The organism is Flavobacterium urocaniciphilum (assembly GCF_900110615.1).
GTDB classification, from domain to species: domain Bacteria; phylum Bacteroidota; class Bacteroidia; order Flavobacteriales; family Flavobacteriaceae; genus Flavobacterium; species Flavobacterium urocaniciphilum.
In genome coordinates, this window is the sequence record NZ_FOEI01000003.1 from 75,836 (window position 1) to 92,515 (window position 16,680).

The 16,680-nt window shown below is 31.8% G+C and carries 12 protein-coding genes; 4 read left to right on the top strand and 8 right to left on the bottom strand.

Annotated features, from left to right (window positions below; genetic code table 11):
- Nucleotides 1–6: 6 nt before the first annotated feature.
- Together BMY86_RS07165 and lepA are read right to left on the bottom strand one after the other, a co-directional pair.
- Entirely contained in the window at nucleotides 7–4,227 is a 4,221-nt protein-coding gene (locus BMY86_RS07165; protein WP_177177143.1) for a T9SS type B sorting domain-containing protein, read from the bottom strand.
- Nucleotides 4,228–4,322: 95 nt separating this feature from the next.
- Nucleotides 4,323–6,119, bottom strand: a complete 1,797-nt coding sequence (lepA, locus tag BMY86_RS07170; protein WP_091467029.1) for a translation elongation factor 4 — start codon at nucleotides 6,117–6,119, stop codon at nucleotides 4,323–4,325.
- Between the two features lie 199 nt (nucleotides 6,120–6,318).
- Between lepA and BMY86_RS07175 the strand changes: the two genes are divergently transcribed.
- The gene (locus tag BMY86_RS07175) at nucleotides 6,319–7,029 is read left to right on the top strand and encodes an SIMPL domain-containing protein (RefSeq protein WP_091467031.1); all 711 of its coding nucleotides are present in this window, start codon (nucleotides 6,319–6,321) and stop codon (nucleotides 7,027–7,029) included.
- Between the two features lies 1 nt (nucleotide 7,030).
- Here the strand turns inward: BMY86_RS07175 and dinB are convergent, their stop codons facing one another.
- Complete coding sequence (gene dinB / locus BMY86_RS07180; protein WP_091467033.1) at nucleotides 7,031–8,110, bottom strand: DNA polymerase IV; 1,080 nt, start codon at nucleotides 8,108–8,110, stop codon at nucleotides 7,031–7,033.
- Between the two features lie 65 nt (nucleotides 8,111–8,175).
- Between dinB and BMY86_RS07185 the strand changes: the two genes are divergently transcribed.
- Nucleotides 8,176–8,643, top strand: a complete 468-nt coding sequence (locus BMY86_RS07185) for a CYTH domain-containing protein (RefSeq protein ID WP_091467035.1) — start codon at nucleotides 8,176–8,178, stop codon at nucleotides 8,641–8,643.
- Nucleotides 8,644–8,654: 11 nt separating this feature from the next.
- Here BMY86_RS07185 and BMY86_RS07190 read toward each other — a convergent pair whose 3' ends face one another.
- The 5 genes from BMY86_RS07190 to BMY86_RS07210 all read right to left on the bottom strand — a co-directional run bounded on the left by BMY86_RS07190 (nucleotide 8,655) and on the right by BMY86_RS07210 (nucleotide 12,485).
- Complete coding sequence (locus BMY86_RS07190) at nucleotides 8,655–9,098, bottom strand: septal ring lytic transglycosylase RlpA family protein (RefSeq protein WP_091467037.1); 444 nt, start codon at nucleotides 9,096–9,098, stop codon at nucleotides 8,655–8,657.
- 75 nt (nucleotides 9,099–9,173) lie between these two features.
- Nucleotides 9,174–9,599, bottom strand: coding sequence for a hypothetical protein (locus tag BMY86_RS07195; protein ID WP_091467039.1), 426 nt, complete (start codon nucleotides 9,597–9,599; stop codon nucleotides 9,174–9,176).
- A gap of 66 nt (nucleotides 9,600–9,665) precedes the next feature.
- Nucleotides 9,666–10,229, bottom strand: coding sequence for a 5-formyltetrahydrofolate cyclo-ligase (locus BMY86_RS07200; RefSeq protein WP_091467041.1), 564 nt, complete (start codon nucleotides 10,227–10,229; stop codon nucleotides 9,666–9,668).
- Nucleotides 10,222–11,460 carry a pyridoxal-dependent decarboxylase gene (locus tag BMY86_RS07205; RefSeq protein WP_091467044.1) on the bottom strand — a complete coding sequence of 413 codons (1,239 nt, stop codon included), beginning with the start codon at nucleotides 11,458–11,460 and terminating at the stop codon, nucleotides 10,222–10,224. Before BMY86_RS07205 ends, BMY86_RS07200 begins: the two co-directional genes overlap by 8 nt.
- Nucleotides 11,461–11,537: 77 nt before the next feature.
- Nucleotides 11,538–12,485, bottom strand: a complete 948-nt coding sequence (locus BMY86_RS07210; protein WP_091467487.1) for a succinylglutamate desuccinylase/aspartoacylase family protein — start codon at nucleotides 12,483–12,485, stop codon at nucleotides 11,538–11,540.
- 138 nt (nucleotides 12,486–12,623) lie between these two features.
- Here BMY86_RS07210 and uvrC point away from each other — a divergent pair, with 138 nt between their 5' ends.
- Both uvrC and BMY86_RS07220 read left to right on the top strand, forming a co-directional pair.
- Nucleotides 12,624–14,417 carry an excinuclease ABC subunit UvrC gene (gene uvrC, locus BMY86_RS07215; protein ID WP_177177144.1) on the top strand — a complete coding sequence of 598 codons (1,794 nt, stop codon included), beginning with the start codon at nucleotides 12,624–12,626 and terminating at the stop codon, nucleotides 14,415–14,417.
- Nucleotides 14,417–16,669, top strand: a complete 2,253-nt coding sequence (locus BMY86_RS07220) for a patatin-like phospholipase family protein (protein ID WP_091467050.1) — start codon at nucleotides 14,417–14,419, stop codon at nucleotides 16,667–16,669. The genes uvrC and BMY86_RS07220 overlap by 1 nt, the downstream gene beginning before the upstream one ends.
- Nucleotides 16,670–16,680: the final 11 nt, after the last annotated feature.

Sequence of the window (16,680 nt, forward strand, 5' to 3'; positions counted from 1 at the left end):
ATCTTATTATCTCTTCAACGTAAAATGCGATTTAAATATCGCTTTATTATTGCTTTGCGAAGTGTATTCTACCGAAAACCAATAATCTGTTGAAGGTAAATCTTTTCCATTATATTTTCCATCCCATCCAATACTTGAAGGCGTAATTTGTTTAATCAATTTACCATAACGATCAAATATTGAAATGATAGCATCATTTGAAAAACTTAAATTATAAATGTTCCAATAATCGTTTACACCATCTCCATTTGGAGTGAAAAACTTAGGATAATTCACAATGTAAATTGGACCAACTCTTGTGGGTGAACAATTACCTAACATATCATAAATATTCACAAAATATTCTCCTGATTCTAAATCGGTAAATGTATTACTCGATTGAAAAGCAGTTGTACTTCCATCAGGATATTCTAATTGATATAAATAATTTCCTAATCCGTCTGTAATATTTACAGTTATAAAGGTTGTATTGGAATCAAATTCTGCACTTACTGTAAAATTAGCCACAGCCGGACTAGAAGCTACAACATTAAAAGTTGAAGTATTATAATTGCAATTTGCGCCAACATCTGGAAATAATTTGATAAACTCAACAGTATAGGTTCCTGCAGCGGTTGCACTATAACTTGGACCAGTACTTACTAATGTCCCATTCAAATACCAATTTACTGTATACTGAGCTGGATTTAATCCTGTATTAACCGTATAAGAATCAAAAGCAATATTCGTAATTGGATCTACACAAATTAAACCATCATTTATAGGGAAATTTAATAATGGATGAACAGTAAAACTAAAGGCTTGTTCGTCATTACAATTAGCATTATTTGTAGCTGTTGCATAAACATAATACGTGTAATTTTGAGAAGTTGTCCCTGTGTTTTCAATACTTAAATCAGTAATTGGTCCTACCCCATTTGGCTGAGAAAAATATCCAATAGTGTATGGAACTGGAGGCAAACTAGGCAACACATATGTTCCACATTCTTCAGGATCGAACACCAACGCCAAAGTTGATAAATTAGGAGTTTCAGAAACTGTAATCACAATTTCATCTACCTCAACACAACTCACACCAAATCGTCCATTATTAACAGCATAAACAAAAACTGAAATTGGATTAGCAGTTAAAGGTGTGAAAACCGTTCCATTAGGTACTGGGTTTGTACCGTCATTATTATAAAAATATCCGATTGTATAATTTGTAGTAGGTTCAGGAGGAACATGAGTTAAAACCGGTAAAGTATACGAATCACAAACATTTACATTTGGATAATCTGGCAAGTTAATTCCATTATAATACATTTCGAAAGGTTTGTCAACAATACAACCTGTTCCTGGATCTTGGTAGTATAAATAAAATCTCTGATCGGCATTAAAAACATCAGTAGGTGAAACTAAAACACCTGTTCCAGTTGGACCACCAGCATCTGTATAAATTTGACCAACTGTTGGAGCTGGAATTGAATACGGATTACATAGAACTTGATTAATATATTCATCAACTATTGGTAGTGGGGTAATAGAAATAGTAAAACTACTTTCTTGTACACAAGAATTGGCATCCGGACCAGCGTAAATATAATACGTTCCAGGGGCTAAATTATTCCCCGTTAAATCGATAATTTGACTCGCACTTAATGGCACTTGACCAATTGCACTAGGACCACCTGAATACATAAAATAAGATCCGTTTGTTAATGTTGGTAATATGAATTCACCACAATGAGTTCCTGATGGAATAGTATCAACTGCAGGTAACGGATTAATAGTGATATTATAATTTAAATTATCTGTACAATTTGGCAATAAAGAGGTATTCGCATAATAATACACCACTTGTGAAGTTGTAATTGGAATGGTTGGGTCTAATTGCGTTCCTCCACCCATTGGAGCTGTAAAATATCCACCAAAAGAAATTGGAGGTAAATCATAACTCACACAACTAGATATACTAGTAAATACAGTTGTATCAACAATATTTACTTGAAACGGATTTTCAATTACACAAAAACCTGGATTCCCGTTAACATCAGTAAAAGTATTTGAATTATAAACATAAACTGTTTGAGAAGTTGTTATGGCATCACCAGCAAAATATTGCGTTCCCGTTGCACCACTTCCCGAATAATAGAAACCATTGGTTAAAGATGGTAAAACATATGAATTACAATACGTTACATCAACCGGATCATCAGCTAATGGAATTGGATGAATGTTTATATCAAATTGTTCATCTCTACAAAATACATTGTTTACCTCAGCATAAAAATAAACCGTTTGTACGATACTTGTTTGAGTTGTGTTTGTATAGGTTGTACCTACCGGAATTAAAGTTCCTGTTCCTGTTGGACCGCCAGGAGCAGTGTAAAAAGCCCCAATATTATAAGGAGGATTTGGAATCGTAAATGACCCACAATTGTCTAATGTAGGTTCGTATTCATCTACAAAATAAGCATTAAATGAAGATTCATTTGTACAACCATTTGCATCAGGACCGATGAAAATAAAATAGGTATTTGTTATATCAATTGTATCACCTGCATTTAATTGTGTTCCTGTACCATTCGGACCAGTAAAATAATTTCCATTGGTGATAACAGGTAACACATAGCTACTACATTCCACAACATCTGCAATATCATCTACAATTGGTAAGGGATGAACAATAATATCTACACTAGTTACATCAAAACAAGATGGATTTGTGCTGTCTTGCATTCTAATCCAAACTGTAACTGTTGAAGTTCCATTTGGTAAATCTACATTTGTAATTGTTGCCCCATTTCCAGCGATAGCATCAGCTTGAAAGGTATAATATAAAACCGTATATCCAGATTGACCGTTTAACACATCCGAATCTAAGTTGGCTAAAAAGTAAAAAGTACTACCGGCAGTTTCGCATAGTTCAACATCGGCAGGTTGTGTTGCATTTACGGTTGCGCTAATTATCAAATCAAATTGATATACTGCATCACAAAACTGATTGGTAACAGTATTAAATATTTTCACATAAATAGTTTGACCTGCAACCGTTGAAAAATTGTTTGGAGAAGCAATTGGAATATTAGCTGCAGCATCAGCTGGAGAGGCATAATAAAACACGTCATAAGTCGAATTATCAATTCCTAATTGCGTTTCATTATTGGTTGTTAAATCAAACGTATAATTAGGCGCACCCGTATTACATGTTTGTAAATTTATTGGATTCGTTACCGATAAATCATTAAAAACAATAGTATCTGTTAAGTAACAAGAACCTTTAGTAACTTCAACAGTATACGTTCCTGGTCCGTTAATCGTATAAGTTGATGTATTTCCACCTACTGGATTTCCGTTTTGATACCATTGATATGTATACGTATTATCTAATTGAGTATCTAAAACAGCTGTATTACCTGCACAAATCGTTTGATCTGCTCCAAGGTTTAAAGTGTTGGTAAAACTTCCTCCCGAAATAAATACGGCTGAATCAAAATCGGAATCTCCATAATCGGCAATTACCAATTTCAATCTGTACGAAGTATTTGGAACTACCGCTGAAGATGCATTTAAAACAACGGTATGTCCACGCATGTTTAACGTTGAAGCAGCCGGATTACTAACATTATAAACACCAAAAAGTGAAGGATTAGTAGAACTACACGTATTGTTATATAATGAATTCTTAATATTTTTTACCGTTACCGGATTTGAAGTTCCTGGAATAACACCCAAATTTGTAGTTACGCCTGTTCCTAAATTTGTTAATTCAAAAGCAAAAATATCATTAGATAAACATTGAAATTGTCCGTATTCGTTAGAAGCAAATAAGAAATCAAAACTAAATGAAGAAGAAATCGGAATAAAGTCGAATTGAATATAAGATAAATCCGTTAATGCTGTTGAAGTACCACTACTAGTATTACTTAAATTTTGTAAAAAAGCATCTGTTCCACCGCCTGAAGCTGTAGTACTTAAATTGGTGTCAGTATATAAACCTTGTGTATTTAAAATATTTCCACTTCGTAAAATAATCCCTTGATTAATGGGAAATGAAGAGCCGTTATTATTAAAATATCCAACTGATTGATTGGATGAAATTGAAATATTGGAAACGGCTACACATGAATTTCCTAATAATAAATTTACTAAATCTGTGGGTGAATTTGTAGTATTATCAACGGTTATGGTTTGAGAGAATGAAACCGAAGCACAAAGCATTAATATATATAAAATCTTTTTCATAATGTATCCTTTCATAAGACACTCAATATATAAAAAATAATGATTCGTAAAACTACTATCTACGAATCATTATTATAAACTGAACTTATTGATTTTTAATCGTTTAATTTCAATACAGCCATGAAAGCTTCTTGTGGTATTTCTACATTTCCAACTTGGCGCATACGTTTTTTACCTTTTTTCTGTTTTTCTAATAGTTTACGTTTACGAGAAATATCTCCACCATAACATTTTGCAGTTACATCTTTACGTAACGCTTTAATGGTTTCTCTGGCGATAATTTTTGCACCGATAGATGCTTGAATTGGAATTTCAAATTGTTGACGTGGGATTAACTCGCGTAATTTCTCACACATTTTTTTACCAATGTTGTATGCATTATCTGCGTGAATTAAAGCCGATAAAGCATCTAATTGATTTGCGTTTAATAAGATATCCATTTTTACTAATTTCGATTCTCTCATTCCAATCGGATGATAATCAAAAGAAGCATAACCTTTAGAAACGGTTTTTAATCTATCATAAAAATCGAATACAATTTCCGCTAAAGGCATATCGAAATTTAATTCAACACGCTCAGTAGTTAAATAGGTTTGATTTGTAATTTGTCCACGTTTTTCAATACATAAACTCATAACGTTTCCTACGAAATCTGCTTTTGTAATGATAGTTGCTTTTATATATGGTTCTTCTACTCTATCTAATTTTGTAGCGTCTGGCAAATCACTTGGATTATTTACAATAATTGGAGTATCCGGTTCTTTTTTAGTGTATGCTAAATACGAAACGTTAGGAACCGTTGTAATAACTGTCATGTCGAATTCACGTTCTAAACGCTCTTGAATAATTTCCATGTGTAACATTCCTAAGAATCCACAACGGAAACCAAAACCTAAAGCAGCCGAACTTTCTGCAGCAAAAACTAATGAGGCATCGTTCAATTGTAATTTTTCCATTGAAGCACGTAAATCTTCATAATCTTCCGTGTCAACAGGATAAATTCCGGCGAATACCATTGGTTTTACATCTTCGAAACCTGTAATCATATTGGTAGTTGGTTGTACCGCATCAGTAATTGTATCACCAACTTTTACTTCTTTTGCTTCTTTAATTCCAGAAATTAAATATCCAACATCACCAGCAGAAACAACATTTTTAGGAACTTGATTTAATTTTAATGTTCCAATTTCATCCGCATAATATTCTTTCCCAGTAGCCATGAATTTAATTTTCTGACCTTTTTTAATTTCACCATTCACCACTCGGTAAATTACTTCAATTCCTCTGAATGGATTATAATGTGAATCGAAAATTAAGGCTTGTAAAGGTTCGTCTTTATTTCCTTTTGGCGCTGGAATTTTTTCAATAATTGCGGCTAAAATATTTTCAACACCAAAACCTGTTTTACCAGAAGCGTGAATAATATCTTCCAAATCACAACCTAATAAATCGATAATATCATCTGATACTTCTTCCGGATTGGCTGAAGGTAAATCTACTTTATTTAAAACTGGAATAATTTCCAAGTCGTTTTCTAACGCTAAATATAAATTTGAAATGGTTTGCGCTTGAATACTTTGTGCAGCATCAACAATTAATAATGCTCCTTCACAAGCGGCAATAGAACGAGAAACTTCATAGGAAAAATCTACGTGTCCTGGAGTATCAATTAAGTTTAAAACATATTGTTCTCCTTTGTAAGTATATTCCATTTGAATAGCGTGACTCTTAATGGTAATTCCACGCTCACGCTCCAAGTCCATATTATCCAATAACTGCGCTTTTTCTTCTCTGGCAGAAACGGTTTGCGTAGCACTTAAAAGTCTGTCCGCTAAGGTACTTTTACCGTGATCGATATGTGCAATGATGCAAAAATTTCTAATGTGTTTCATTTGTTATTTTTCAAAATTCAAAATTTAAAATTTAAAATTCATTCTTCAACAAACTTTTATTTAAATTTAAAATGTTCTTTTACTTCTTTTATAATCTGCAAAGATAGACGATTTATGTTGTTAAAAGAAATTATTTATTTGTAATACTATTTTTTTAAATTAAGCGTTATTTTTACTATTTAACTAATCATCAACAAACATGAAAAAAACAATTTACTATTTTACAATATTTGCACTATTTAGCATTGGTTTTGGATTTTCCCAACAAAAAAGCACAATAAGAGTTAATGGTTTAGGGAAAGTGACAGCATTTCCTAATGCAGCTATTATTACACTAGAATTAGATCATGTTAAACCAACTTTACGTGAAGCGGTAAACGAAAATCAGAAAACGTTATCATTAGTAAAAACTTTGATAAAAAATTATGTAAAAGACACTACACAAATTAAAACGAGTTTAATTTCAACCAATAAAATTTCTAAATGGGATAGCAAATTAGCCAAAGAAGTATTTGTAGGGTTTGAATCGTCTCAGAAAATTATTTTCACTTTGCTAGATTTAAATCAAATGCAAAATTTTACGGAAGAATTATTAAAAACCAAATTCAATAAAATTCAATCCATTGCTTATTTCAACACAAATTCTGAAGAATTGATGAAACAAGCACAAGATTTAGCGGTTAAAGATGCGATTGAAATTACTAAAAGGTTAGCCAAAAGTGCTAATGTTGAAATCAGTTCTATTGTAAATATTTCCACCAATAATAGCGCAAATGAAGAACGATTTTCTACTGAAAGAAATGAATTTGAAACCTATGGTAAAGCAATGGGCGGCAGAGGCGTTTCTTCAAGTGGACAATTAATTGAATACGTGGTTCGAGTTTCTATGGAAACGGAAATTTTTCAATAAGTTAAAACTCAAACTTTAATTGATACACCACAAATTTCTTTTGATGTGTGTTCAAATTGTTTAATGAAATTCCGAGTAATCGGACAGAATCTTTGAGTTTTTCTTGATACAATAATTCTTTTGCGGTTTCGAAAATCAAGCCTTTATCGGAAATAAAATAAGGCAACGTTTTACTACGAGTTTGCAAGGTAAAATCGGAATATTTAATTTTTAATGTTACGGTTTTACCTGCAATTTTGTATTTTTTAATGCGACGTTCAATCTCTTCAGCAATATTATTTAAACGTTCTTCCATATAAATTTCGGAAGAAAGATTTTTAAAAAAAGTTCGTTCGGCACCAATAGATTTCATTTCTCTGTTGGGTTTCACTTGACTAAAACTAATGCCTCGCGATAAATTATAGTACGCTTTTCCACTGTTACCAAAATGTTCTTCCAAATATTCTATTGATTTAGATTTTAAATCGGTTCCCGTATAAATACCCAATTGGTACATTTTTTCGGCGGTGACTTTTCCTATTCCATAGAATTTTTTCACATCTAATACTTCAATAAATGCTTCTACTTCATCCGGATTGACGGTTTTTTGTCCGTTGGGTTTGTTAAAATCACTAGCAATTTTTGCTACAAATTTATTAACGGAAATTCCAGCCGAAGCAGTTAAACCTGTAGTTTCAAATATTTTTTGTCGGATTTCTTTAGCGATTAATGTCGCACTCGGATTTCCTTTTTTGTTTTCCGTAACATCCAAATACGCTTCATCTAAAGAAAGCGGTTCCACCAAATCGGTATATTCATGAAATATTTTTCGAATTTGTTTCGATACTTCTTTGTAGCGATCAAAATTCGGTTTCACAAAAATTAAATCGGCACATAATCGAGCAGCTTGAGCACCACTCATGGCACTTCTCACTCCAAATTTTCGTGCCTCATAACTTGCTGCACTAATTACACCACGAACTTCATTACCGCCAACAGCTACTGGTTTTCCTTTTAATTCAGGATTGTCCAATTGCTCTACAGACGCATAAAATGCATCCATATCAATGTGAATAATTTTTCGAAGTGGTACCTGTTCCATAACAATACAAATTACTGAAAAAAATATTTTTTTACTTACATTTGAGTCATAATATTTGATACATCATGCAAGAAATAGAACGCAAATTTTTAGTCAATTCTTTAGATTTTATAGCTGAAGCGAAACAAACCCAAAAAATTGTTCAAGGATATCTAAATTCTAATCCGGAACGAACGGTTCGAATCAGAATCAAAGATCAAAAAGGATTTATAACCATAAAAGGTCAAGGAAATGACTCGGGCACCACTCGTTTTGAATGGGAAAAAGAAATAGATGTTAAAGAAGCAGAAGCGTTAATTTTATTGTGTGAATCGGGTGTGATTGACAAAACTAGGTATTTAATTCCAATAGGAAATCATACTTATGAAGTGGACATTTTCGAAGGAGAAAACAAAGGTTTGGTAATGGCAGAGATTGAATTATCGCATGAAAATGAAGTTTTTGACAAACCTGAATGGTTAGATGAAGAAGTAACGAACGATGAACGATTTTATAATGCTTATTTAAGCAAAAAGCCTTTTACAACTTGGTAAAAGGCTTTTTTTTATTTTTTTACTATTTCAATATCAACTTCTATATGTCCGCCGTATGCTTTTGGTTTTACTTTATCAAAAGCGGCTTTTGTTAAATCAATATGTTTAGTTTTAACGAATGGTCCACGATCCGTTACGGTTACGTAAACTACTTTTTTTGTTTTAACGCCCGTTATTTTCAATTTCGTTCCGAAAGGTAATTTTCGGTGAGCACAAGTCATGTCGTTATTATTAAACTTCGTACCACTTGCGGTTCTTCTTCCATTAAATTTATTTGCATAATACGAAGCGTGTGCTCCTTTGTGATACATTTCTAGTTTTTCAACAACCGAATCTTTCTTGATAGTATCAGTAACTTTTGCTTTTGGCTTTTCTTGAGAAGGGAAAATTTTAAAATTCTCTTTCTGGAAAAACAACACGACTAAAAGCGGTAATATGTAAATAAATTTTTTCATCTTCATTATTATATAAGATTAAAAAAGAAGTAAATTTTCACTTACTTCTTTCAGATTTATTTTGACTTTCAAAAATTATGCCAACCAATTCGACCAAGGAATTCTCGACAGTAATAATATCAATCCTATAGCATATCCAATTCCGATTTTCTTGAATTTTCCATTACTGCTTTCTTCTTTTTTATGTTTGCTCCAACCAATAGTGATAAAAACAATAGCAATAATATTTACTAATGGATGTTCTAATGCGGTTAAACGCATAGCTGCATTACTCATTTGACTCATCGCTTCTTTTCCTAATGGTGAAACAGCCCAAAGAATTAAACCAACCACTAATTGAATGTGACTAAAAATTAAAGCAACTAAAGACAAACTTCTATCGCTTGGTTTAAAATTTCTTTTAGACGAAAGTCCAACAAAAGCATTAATTACGGCAATTATTAATACCGCTAAAACAGCGTACGCTAACGTAGAATGAATAGATTGAATAGTTTCTGTCATAGTTATAGTTGTTTAGTTAGAAAATCAAATGTAAGAAAATATATGTAATCTTACTTCAATTTTACATTAAAAATTATAAACTGTAGTAAGTGAAACACAAATATCTAGTTGAATATCAGTAGGCAAAACGTCAGAAATTAATTCTTCCGCTTCGAAGAAAGACAAACCAATTTTTAAGACATTGGGTTGACATTCAGATAAAAATTTATCGTAAAATCCTTTTCCATAACCTACTCGATTTCCATTTACATCATAGGCTAAAAGGGGAACAAAAACCACATCTATTTTAGAAACTGGAACTTCTAAACCATCAACAGGTTCTGGAATATCGTATTCGTTTTTTTTAATTTTGGTATTATCGGTTAATAAAAAATGTGTCATTTCTCTCGTTTCAAAATCGCTTTTTGAAACAACTACATCTTTATCTTTTCCGGCTAAAACTTGTAAAATAAATTCGGTATCAACTTCATGCTGACTTTCAATAGGCAAAAATAGATGGTAGAAATTTCGATTCCAAATGTCTAAATGTATCAGTTGGTTGGCAATTTCTAAAGAATATTCTTCAACTTCATAATCTGTAAGTTGTTTTCGTAACGCTTTATATTTTTGTCGTAATTCTTTTTTAGTCATTTTTAGACGCTTTCAATTCGTCTATAAAGTTAGTTAAATGTTCGACTTCTACATGATCCATCAAAACAATTTTATACCATTTATTGTTTTCATTGTGTTGTTGTGGAACTAAACCATATTTATGAGCAATACTTTCAGGAATAAATTCTGCTTTTATTGTAACTATATTCATAAATGGGCAATTGTAAAATTCAATCCCCAAACTCTTTAATTCTTTGGTTAAAAATTGTGTTCGCATCATTAAGATACTAATTTTTTCAAACCAGGCATGCGGACCATAAGTAGCTAAAATCATCCAAACGGCAACTGCATTGGCTCCGGAACGACTTCCACATAATGTTAAATCCATACCTTCTACATATTCTGCTTCTTTGGTTAAAACATTTTCAATTAAGCCTTTTCTACAAATAAAAACTCCAGTTCCGTAGGGCGCTTGCAACATTTTATGCGCATCAATGGTAATCGAACTTATTTTAGGATTATTGAAATTGATTTCCGATTTTTCATTGCTAAACGGATAAACAAATCCGCCATAAGCACCATCAATATGTAATTTAAATGAAACTTGATGTTTTTCTAAAACTTCAATATAATCGTTTGGATTATCAACCGAACCGAACATCGTTGTACCTAAATTGGAAACAGCTATAAAATACTTGACACCTTTATTTTTAGCTTCAGAAACAAGAAAATCTAATTGTTCTTTTTGAATTTCTCTTGAATTAAAATCAACCGGAATTGAAATCCATTCAATTTGTAATAAATTTGAAGCTTTTGGAATCGAATAATGCGTGTCTTCGCTAGCTAAAATGGCAATTTCATGAAGTTTAGCATCAAAATTATGCATAAAATAATTTCTAAAAACCCATATTGCTTGTATGTTGGCTTCGGTTCCTCCTGGAGAAATATAACCGTCAAATTCATTTGGTTTGCATTTAAAAACATCAACAGCCAAAACACTTAAAACTTCTCTTTCAATTTCTTGTGTTCCATAAAAAGCATTTTCAGAAGTTCCAAAAGTATGGCAACCAATATTATTCGGATTCGCTACAAAGGCTCTAATAGTTGGAGCATCACGCAAAAACGGTGCTTCTTCATAAAATACTTTGCTATCTAATCGAGAAGCAGGAAAACCAAGTGTGGCATCCGTTGCAAAATTTACATTTTGAACTAAAGCTTCATCTATTCTTGTTTGTCTTTGTTGCGGAGTTAATTTTTTCCAATACTGCATACCTAATATTTTTTGACAAATCTAGGCGGCAAAACGGAGATAAAATATGATAAATGTTAGGTTTTCAAATTTAACTTTTACTCTTCTAAAATGGTAGAAATATGAAAAATAGCGTCACCTTGATATATAACTGGCGCATCGTTCACATTAATTAAATAACCTTTATGTGGTGCTTTTACTTTGTGTTCCACTTTTCCAAAAGGATCTGAAATGGTGGCAATTAATTCGCCTTTTTCCACGTAACTTCCAATGGTTTTTAAGCCATGAAACATTCCTGAAAATGGTGCTCTTATCCAATCCGATTTTTTAATGTAAATGGTATCATTCGGTTGTGAACACACATGCTTTTTTTGTAACATTTTTAAATGTGATAAAAAACGTTTGGTTCCTTCAAGTGCTTCTACAATAACGGCTTCATTAATATCAATTGATTTTCCACCTTCAAACAAAAGCATTTTTGCACCCATTTCATCACAAGAACTTCTAAATGAACCCGAAATATTATTAGAATACAAGGTAAATGGTGCACCAAAAACATCTGATAGTTTTTTTAATTCTTCATTATTAGGTACAATTCGAATTTGAGGAGCATTAAATCGTTGCGCACCACCAGCATGAAAATCGATCGCATAATCTACATGTGGAATAATCTCTTTCAAAATATAATAAGCAAAACGACTCGCCAATGATCCTTCTTTACTACCAGGAAAAACACGATTTAAGTCGCGACCATCGGGAAATTCTCTGGTTTGATTTAGAAAACCAAAAATATTGATAATCGGCATACAAATTACGGTACCCGATTTAGGTTTATTGATTTTATTTACAATAATTTGTCTAACAATTTCAGTTCCGTTAATTTCATCACCATGCAATCCTGCACTTAATAAAACGGTTGGACCTGCCACTTTACTTCTTTCAACAATAATAGGAATTTCAATATCCGTCATCGAATGCAATTTGGCAATTTGCATGTTAATGGTTTTGCTTTCTCCGGGTAAAATTGTTTCGTTAAAAATGGTCATTTCTGTAGGCATTCCTCAAATTATGTTTTTTGCTAAAATAGTAAAAATAAGTTCATAACAAATCAATAGATTTTTGTTACTTTTGTTTTACACACTTAGTTAAATAAACTATTCACAAAATAGAATACCGCTACTATAATGCCAACACCTTTAGAACTACAAATTCAAACCTTACCTGATAATCCTGGTGTGTACCAATATTATGATAAGGATGGAAAAATATTGTATGTTGGTAAAGCGAAAAATTTAAAAAAACGTGTTCAATCGTATTTTACTAAAAACCACGAAAGCAATAAAACGGCGGTTTTAGTAAAAAAAATTGTGACTATCAAACATATTGTTGTTCCCACTGAAACAGATGCGTTGTTGTTGGAAAACAATTTAATTAAAACCTTACAACCTAGATACAATGTTTTATTGCGAGATGATAAAACATATCCGTGGATTTGTATCAAGAAAGAAGCTTTCCCTAGAGTTTTTCCAACTCGGAAAATGGTGAAAGACGGTTCGGAATATTTTGGGCCTTACACTAGTTTCAAAACGGTAAACACATTGTTAGATTTAATTAAAGAATTGTATCCATTACGCACCTGTACTTTCGATTTATCTCCCGCCAATATTAAATCGGGTAAATATAAAGTGTGTTTAGAATATCATATTGGAAATTGTAAAGGTGGTTGCGAAGGCTATGAAACACAAGAACATTATCAAACACAAATCACAGCGATTCGAGAAATTTTAAAAGGAAATTTCAAAGAAAGTTTAAAAGATTTTAAAAATCATATGCAAGTACTGGCTTCTGAAATGAAGTTTGAAGAGGCTCAAAAAATAAAAGATAAAATTGATGTTTTAGAAAACTATCAAGCAAAATCGACCATTTTAAATCCGAAGATTACTAATATTGATGTGTTTTCAATTGTTTCCGATGAAACGATGGCGTATGTTAATTTCTTACAGATTTCCCACGGAGCGATTATTCGTTCTCATACGTTGGAATTAAAGAAAAAATTAGATGAAACTGACGAAGAATTATTAGAATTAGCCGTTGTTGAAATTCGTGAACGATTTCATTTGACATCTAAAGAAATTATCGTACCTTTTGAATTGGATTTAGGTGAAACAATAAAAGTTACAGTTCCGAAATTAGGAGATAAAAAAGAAATATTAAACCTGTCGGAACGCAATGCCAAATATTATCGACTAGACCAACTGAAACAAATCAAAATTGTAGATCCAGATCGTCATACAAATAGAATTATGGCGCAAATGCAAAAAGATTTACGACTTTCTGTGGAACCTCGACATATAGAATGTTTTGATAATTCAAATATTCAAGGAACCAATCCGGTTTCTGCTTGTGTCGTTTTTAAAGATGGTAAACCAAGCAAAAAAGATTATCGCCATTTTAATATCAAAACCGTTGAAGGTCCGAATGATTTCGCTTCTATGGAAGAAGTTGTTTATAGAAGATACAAAAGATTGCTAGACGAAAAAGAACCACTTCCTCAATTAATCATTATTGATGGTGGAAAAGGTCAATTGTCTTCGGCGTTAAAAAGTTTGGAAGATTTAGGGTTACGAGGAAAAATTGCCATTATTGGAATTGCTAAACGTTTGGAAGAATTGTTTTATCCTGAAGATCCTATTCCATTGTATTTAGATAAGAAAAGTGAAACCTTGAAAATCATTCAACAATTACGAAACGAAGCACATCGATTTGGCATCACACATCATCGAGATAAAAGAAGTAAATCGGCTTTAAATTCTTCTGTTGAAAGCATACCTGGAATTGGAGAAAAAACAATGATTGCTTTAATTTCTCATTTCAAAAGTGTGAAAAGATTGAAAGAAGCAACTGAAAAAGAAATTTCTGAAATAATTGGACTTTCAAAAGCAAAAAAAATTATCGAATTTTACAAAAAACAACAATAATGTTTAAGAATCAAGGAAAATGTAAAAAGAACCAAGTGAACTACTCTAGTAGTAAATTCTCTTATTTATTACTTTTTACCTGGCTCTTATTATTTGGAACTTTAACAACTCAGGCTCAAGACACCCTTAAAAAACCAAAAATTGGATTGGTTCTTTCTGGTGGAGGTGCAAAAGGATTGGCACATATTGGCGTGTTGAAAGTTATCGATTCATTGGGAATCAAAATCGATTATATTGGAGGAACCAGTATGGGAGCTATTGTAGGCGGATTGTATGCTTCAGGTTACACCGGACAACAATTAGATTCCATTTTTAAAACAGTAAACATAGACGATTTAGTTCAAGACAATGTTCCAAGAAAATCCAAATTACTTTTTAATAAAAAAAATGACGATGTTTACGCACTATCCTTGCCGTTTCGAAATTTTAAATTAGAAACACCTAATGCCTTTTCAAAAGGATTGTACAATTTTAATTTCCTATCGCAAGTTACGTATCATACCAGAAATATTAGAGATTTTAAAAAACTACCTATACCTTTTTTCTGTATGGCAACCGATATTGAAACGGGTGAACAAGTCGTTTTAGATAAAGGCATTTTACCGCAAGCATTAGTGGCAAGTGGATCGATTCCGAGTTTGTTTTATCCCATCGAATTAGAAGGAAGATTGCTTGTTGATGGTGGCGTAACCAATAATTATCCCGTAGAAAAATTAAGAGAACTTGGTGCCGATATTGTTATTGGTGTTGATGTTCAGGACGCTTTAAAAACCAGAAGTGAATTACAAGGTGTGACTACTATTTTTGGACAAATATCCAATTTCAACACACAAGGACAAATGGAAAATAAGCGCAAGCTTACGGATATTTACATCAAACCTGAGATAAAAGGATTTTCTGTTTTGTCGTTTAACGATGGGAAAAAAATTATCAATAATGGTGAATCTGCTGCAAAAGATTTTCTTGCAGAATTACAAGCGTTACAAACTCCAAATTATTCAAAACCTAAATTAAATGCCACAAAAGATTCTATTTTTATTGGAAATATTGGGTTTACCGATTTAAAAAAATATACTCGAGCTTATATTCTGGGTAAATTACGTTTCAAACCAAATTCGAAAATCAGTTTTAAAGAATTTCAAAACGGAATTCAAAATTTAAATGGAACACAAAACTTTAGTTCGGTAAAATATCAATTTAACGATAAAGATATTTTCATCAATTTAAGAGAAAATAAAATTAATACCTATTTAAAATTTTCTTTGCATTATGATGGATTATATAAAAGTGGTGGATTGTTAAACATTACCCATAAAAAACTATTTTCTAAAAACGATATGGTTTCTTTTGATTTTATTTTGGGAGATAATTTCAGATACGACTTTAACTATTTAATAGACAACGGGTATTATTTCAGTTTTGGAGTAAGTTCTACTTTAAACAAGTTTAACAAAAATGTAAACACCGCTTTTTCAATTCAGAATTTTTTAAATAATAGTAGTTTCGATAAAATCAATTTAGATTATTCATCGCTAACCAATAGAGTTTTTATTCAAACGATTTTCTTAAGAAAATATCTTATTGGAAGTGGAATTGAATTTCAAAATTTAAAACTTGAATCTGATAATTTACCCGATACAAATTCTGTAATAGAAAATAGCAATTATTTATCATTATTCGGGTTTTTAAATCACGATACCTTTGATAATAAATACTTTCCAAGTAAAGGATGGTATTTTAAAGGATTGTTCAACTATTATTTTAACTCTTCTGATTACACCAATCAATTTGATGAGATGTCTATTGGAAAAGCAGATATGGGAATTGCTTTTCAACCCATAAAAAAACTATCCGTTATCATTGAAAATGAAGGAGGTTTTAAAATTGGTCACTCCTCTCTACCTTATTTAGATTTTGTTTTGGGAGGATATGGATTTAAAGACACTAATAACATTCATTCTTTATATGGATATGATTATTTAAGTGTGAGTGGAAATTCATTTGTAAAAGCAACCGGAACATTGGATTACGAATTCTACAAAAAAAACCACGTTAACTTTACATACAACGCATCTATCGTTGGAAATTTTATTTTTAATTCCACTAAAACTTGGTTAAACAAACCATCATTAACTGGTTTTGCTTTAGGTTATGGTTTAGAAACACTTATCGGCCCAATTGAACTAAAATATTCGTGGTCGCCCGAAACTCATAACGATTATTTTTGGGTAAATGTTGGATTTGTTTTTTAAAAAGTTTTCAT

Coding starts and splice junctions, on each gene's coding strand:
- BMY86_RS07165 (WP_177177143.1), bottom strand. CDS start 4,227: ATGAAAAAGATTTTATATATATTAATGCTTTGTGCTTCGGTTTCATTC.
- lepA (WP_091467029.1), bottom strand. CDS start 6,119: ATGAAACACATTAGAAATTTTTGCATCATTGCACATATCGATCACGGT.
- BMY86_RS07175 (WP_091467031.1), top strand. CDS start 6,319: ATGAAAAAAACAATTTACTATTTTACAATATTTGCACTATTTAGCATT.
- dinB (WP_091467033.1), bottom strand. CDS start 8,110: ATGGAACAGGTACCACTTCGAAAAATTATTCACATTGATATGGATGCA.
- BMY86_RS07185 (WP_091467035.1), top strand. CDS start 8,176: ATGCAAGAAATAGAACGCAAATTTTTAGTCAATTCTTTAGATTTTATA.
- BMY86_RS07190 (WP_091467037.1), bottom strand. CDS start 9,098: ATGAAAAAATTTATTTACATATTACCGCTTTTAGTCGTGTTGTTTTTC.
- BMY86_RS07195 (WP_091467039.1), bottom strand. CDS start 9,599: ATGACAGAAACTATTCAATCTATTCATTCTACGTTAGCGTACGCTGTT.
- BMY86_RS07200 (WP_091467041.1), bottom strand. CDS start 10,229: ATGACTAAAAAAGAATTACGACAAAAATATAAAGCGTTACGAAAACAA.
- BMY86_RS07205 (WP_091467044.1), bottom strand. CDS start 11,460: ATGCAGTATTGGAAAAAATTAACTCCGCAACAAAGACAAACAAGAATA.
- BMY86_RS07210 (WP_091467487.1), bottom strand. CDS start 12,485: ATGACCATTTTTAACGAAACAATTTTACCCGGAGAAAGCAAAACCATT.
- uvrC (WP_177177144.1), top strand. CDS start 12,624: ATGCCAACACCTTTAGAACTACAAATTCAAACCTTACCTGATAATCCT.
- BMY86_RS07220 (WP_091467050.1), top strand. CDS start 14,417: ATGTTTAAGAATCAAGGAAAATGTAAAAAGAACCAAGTGAACTACTCT.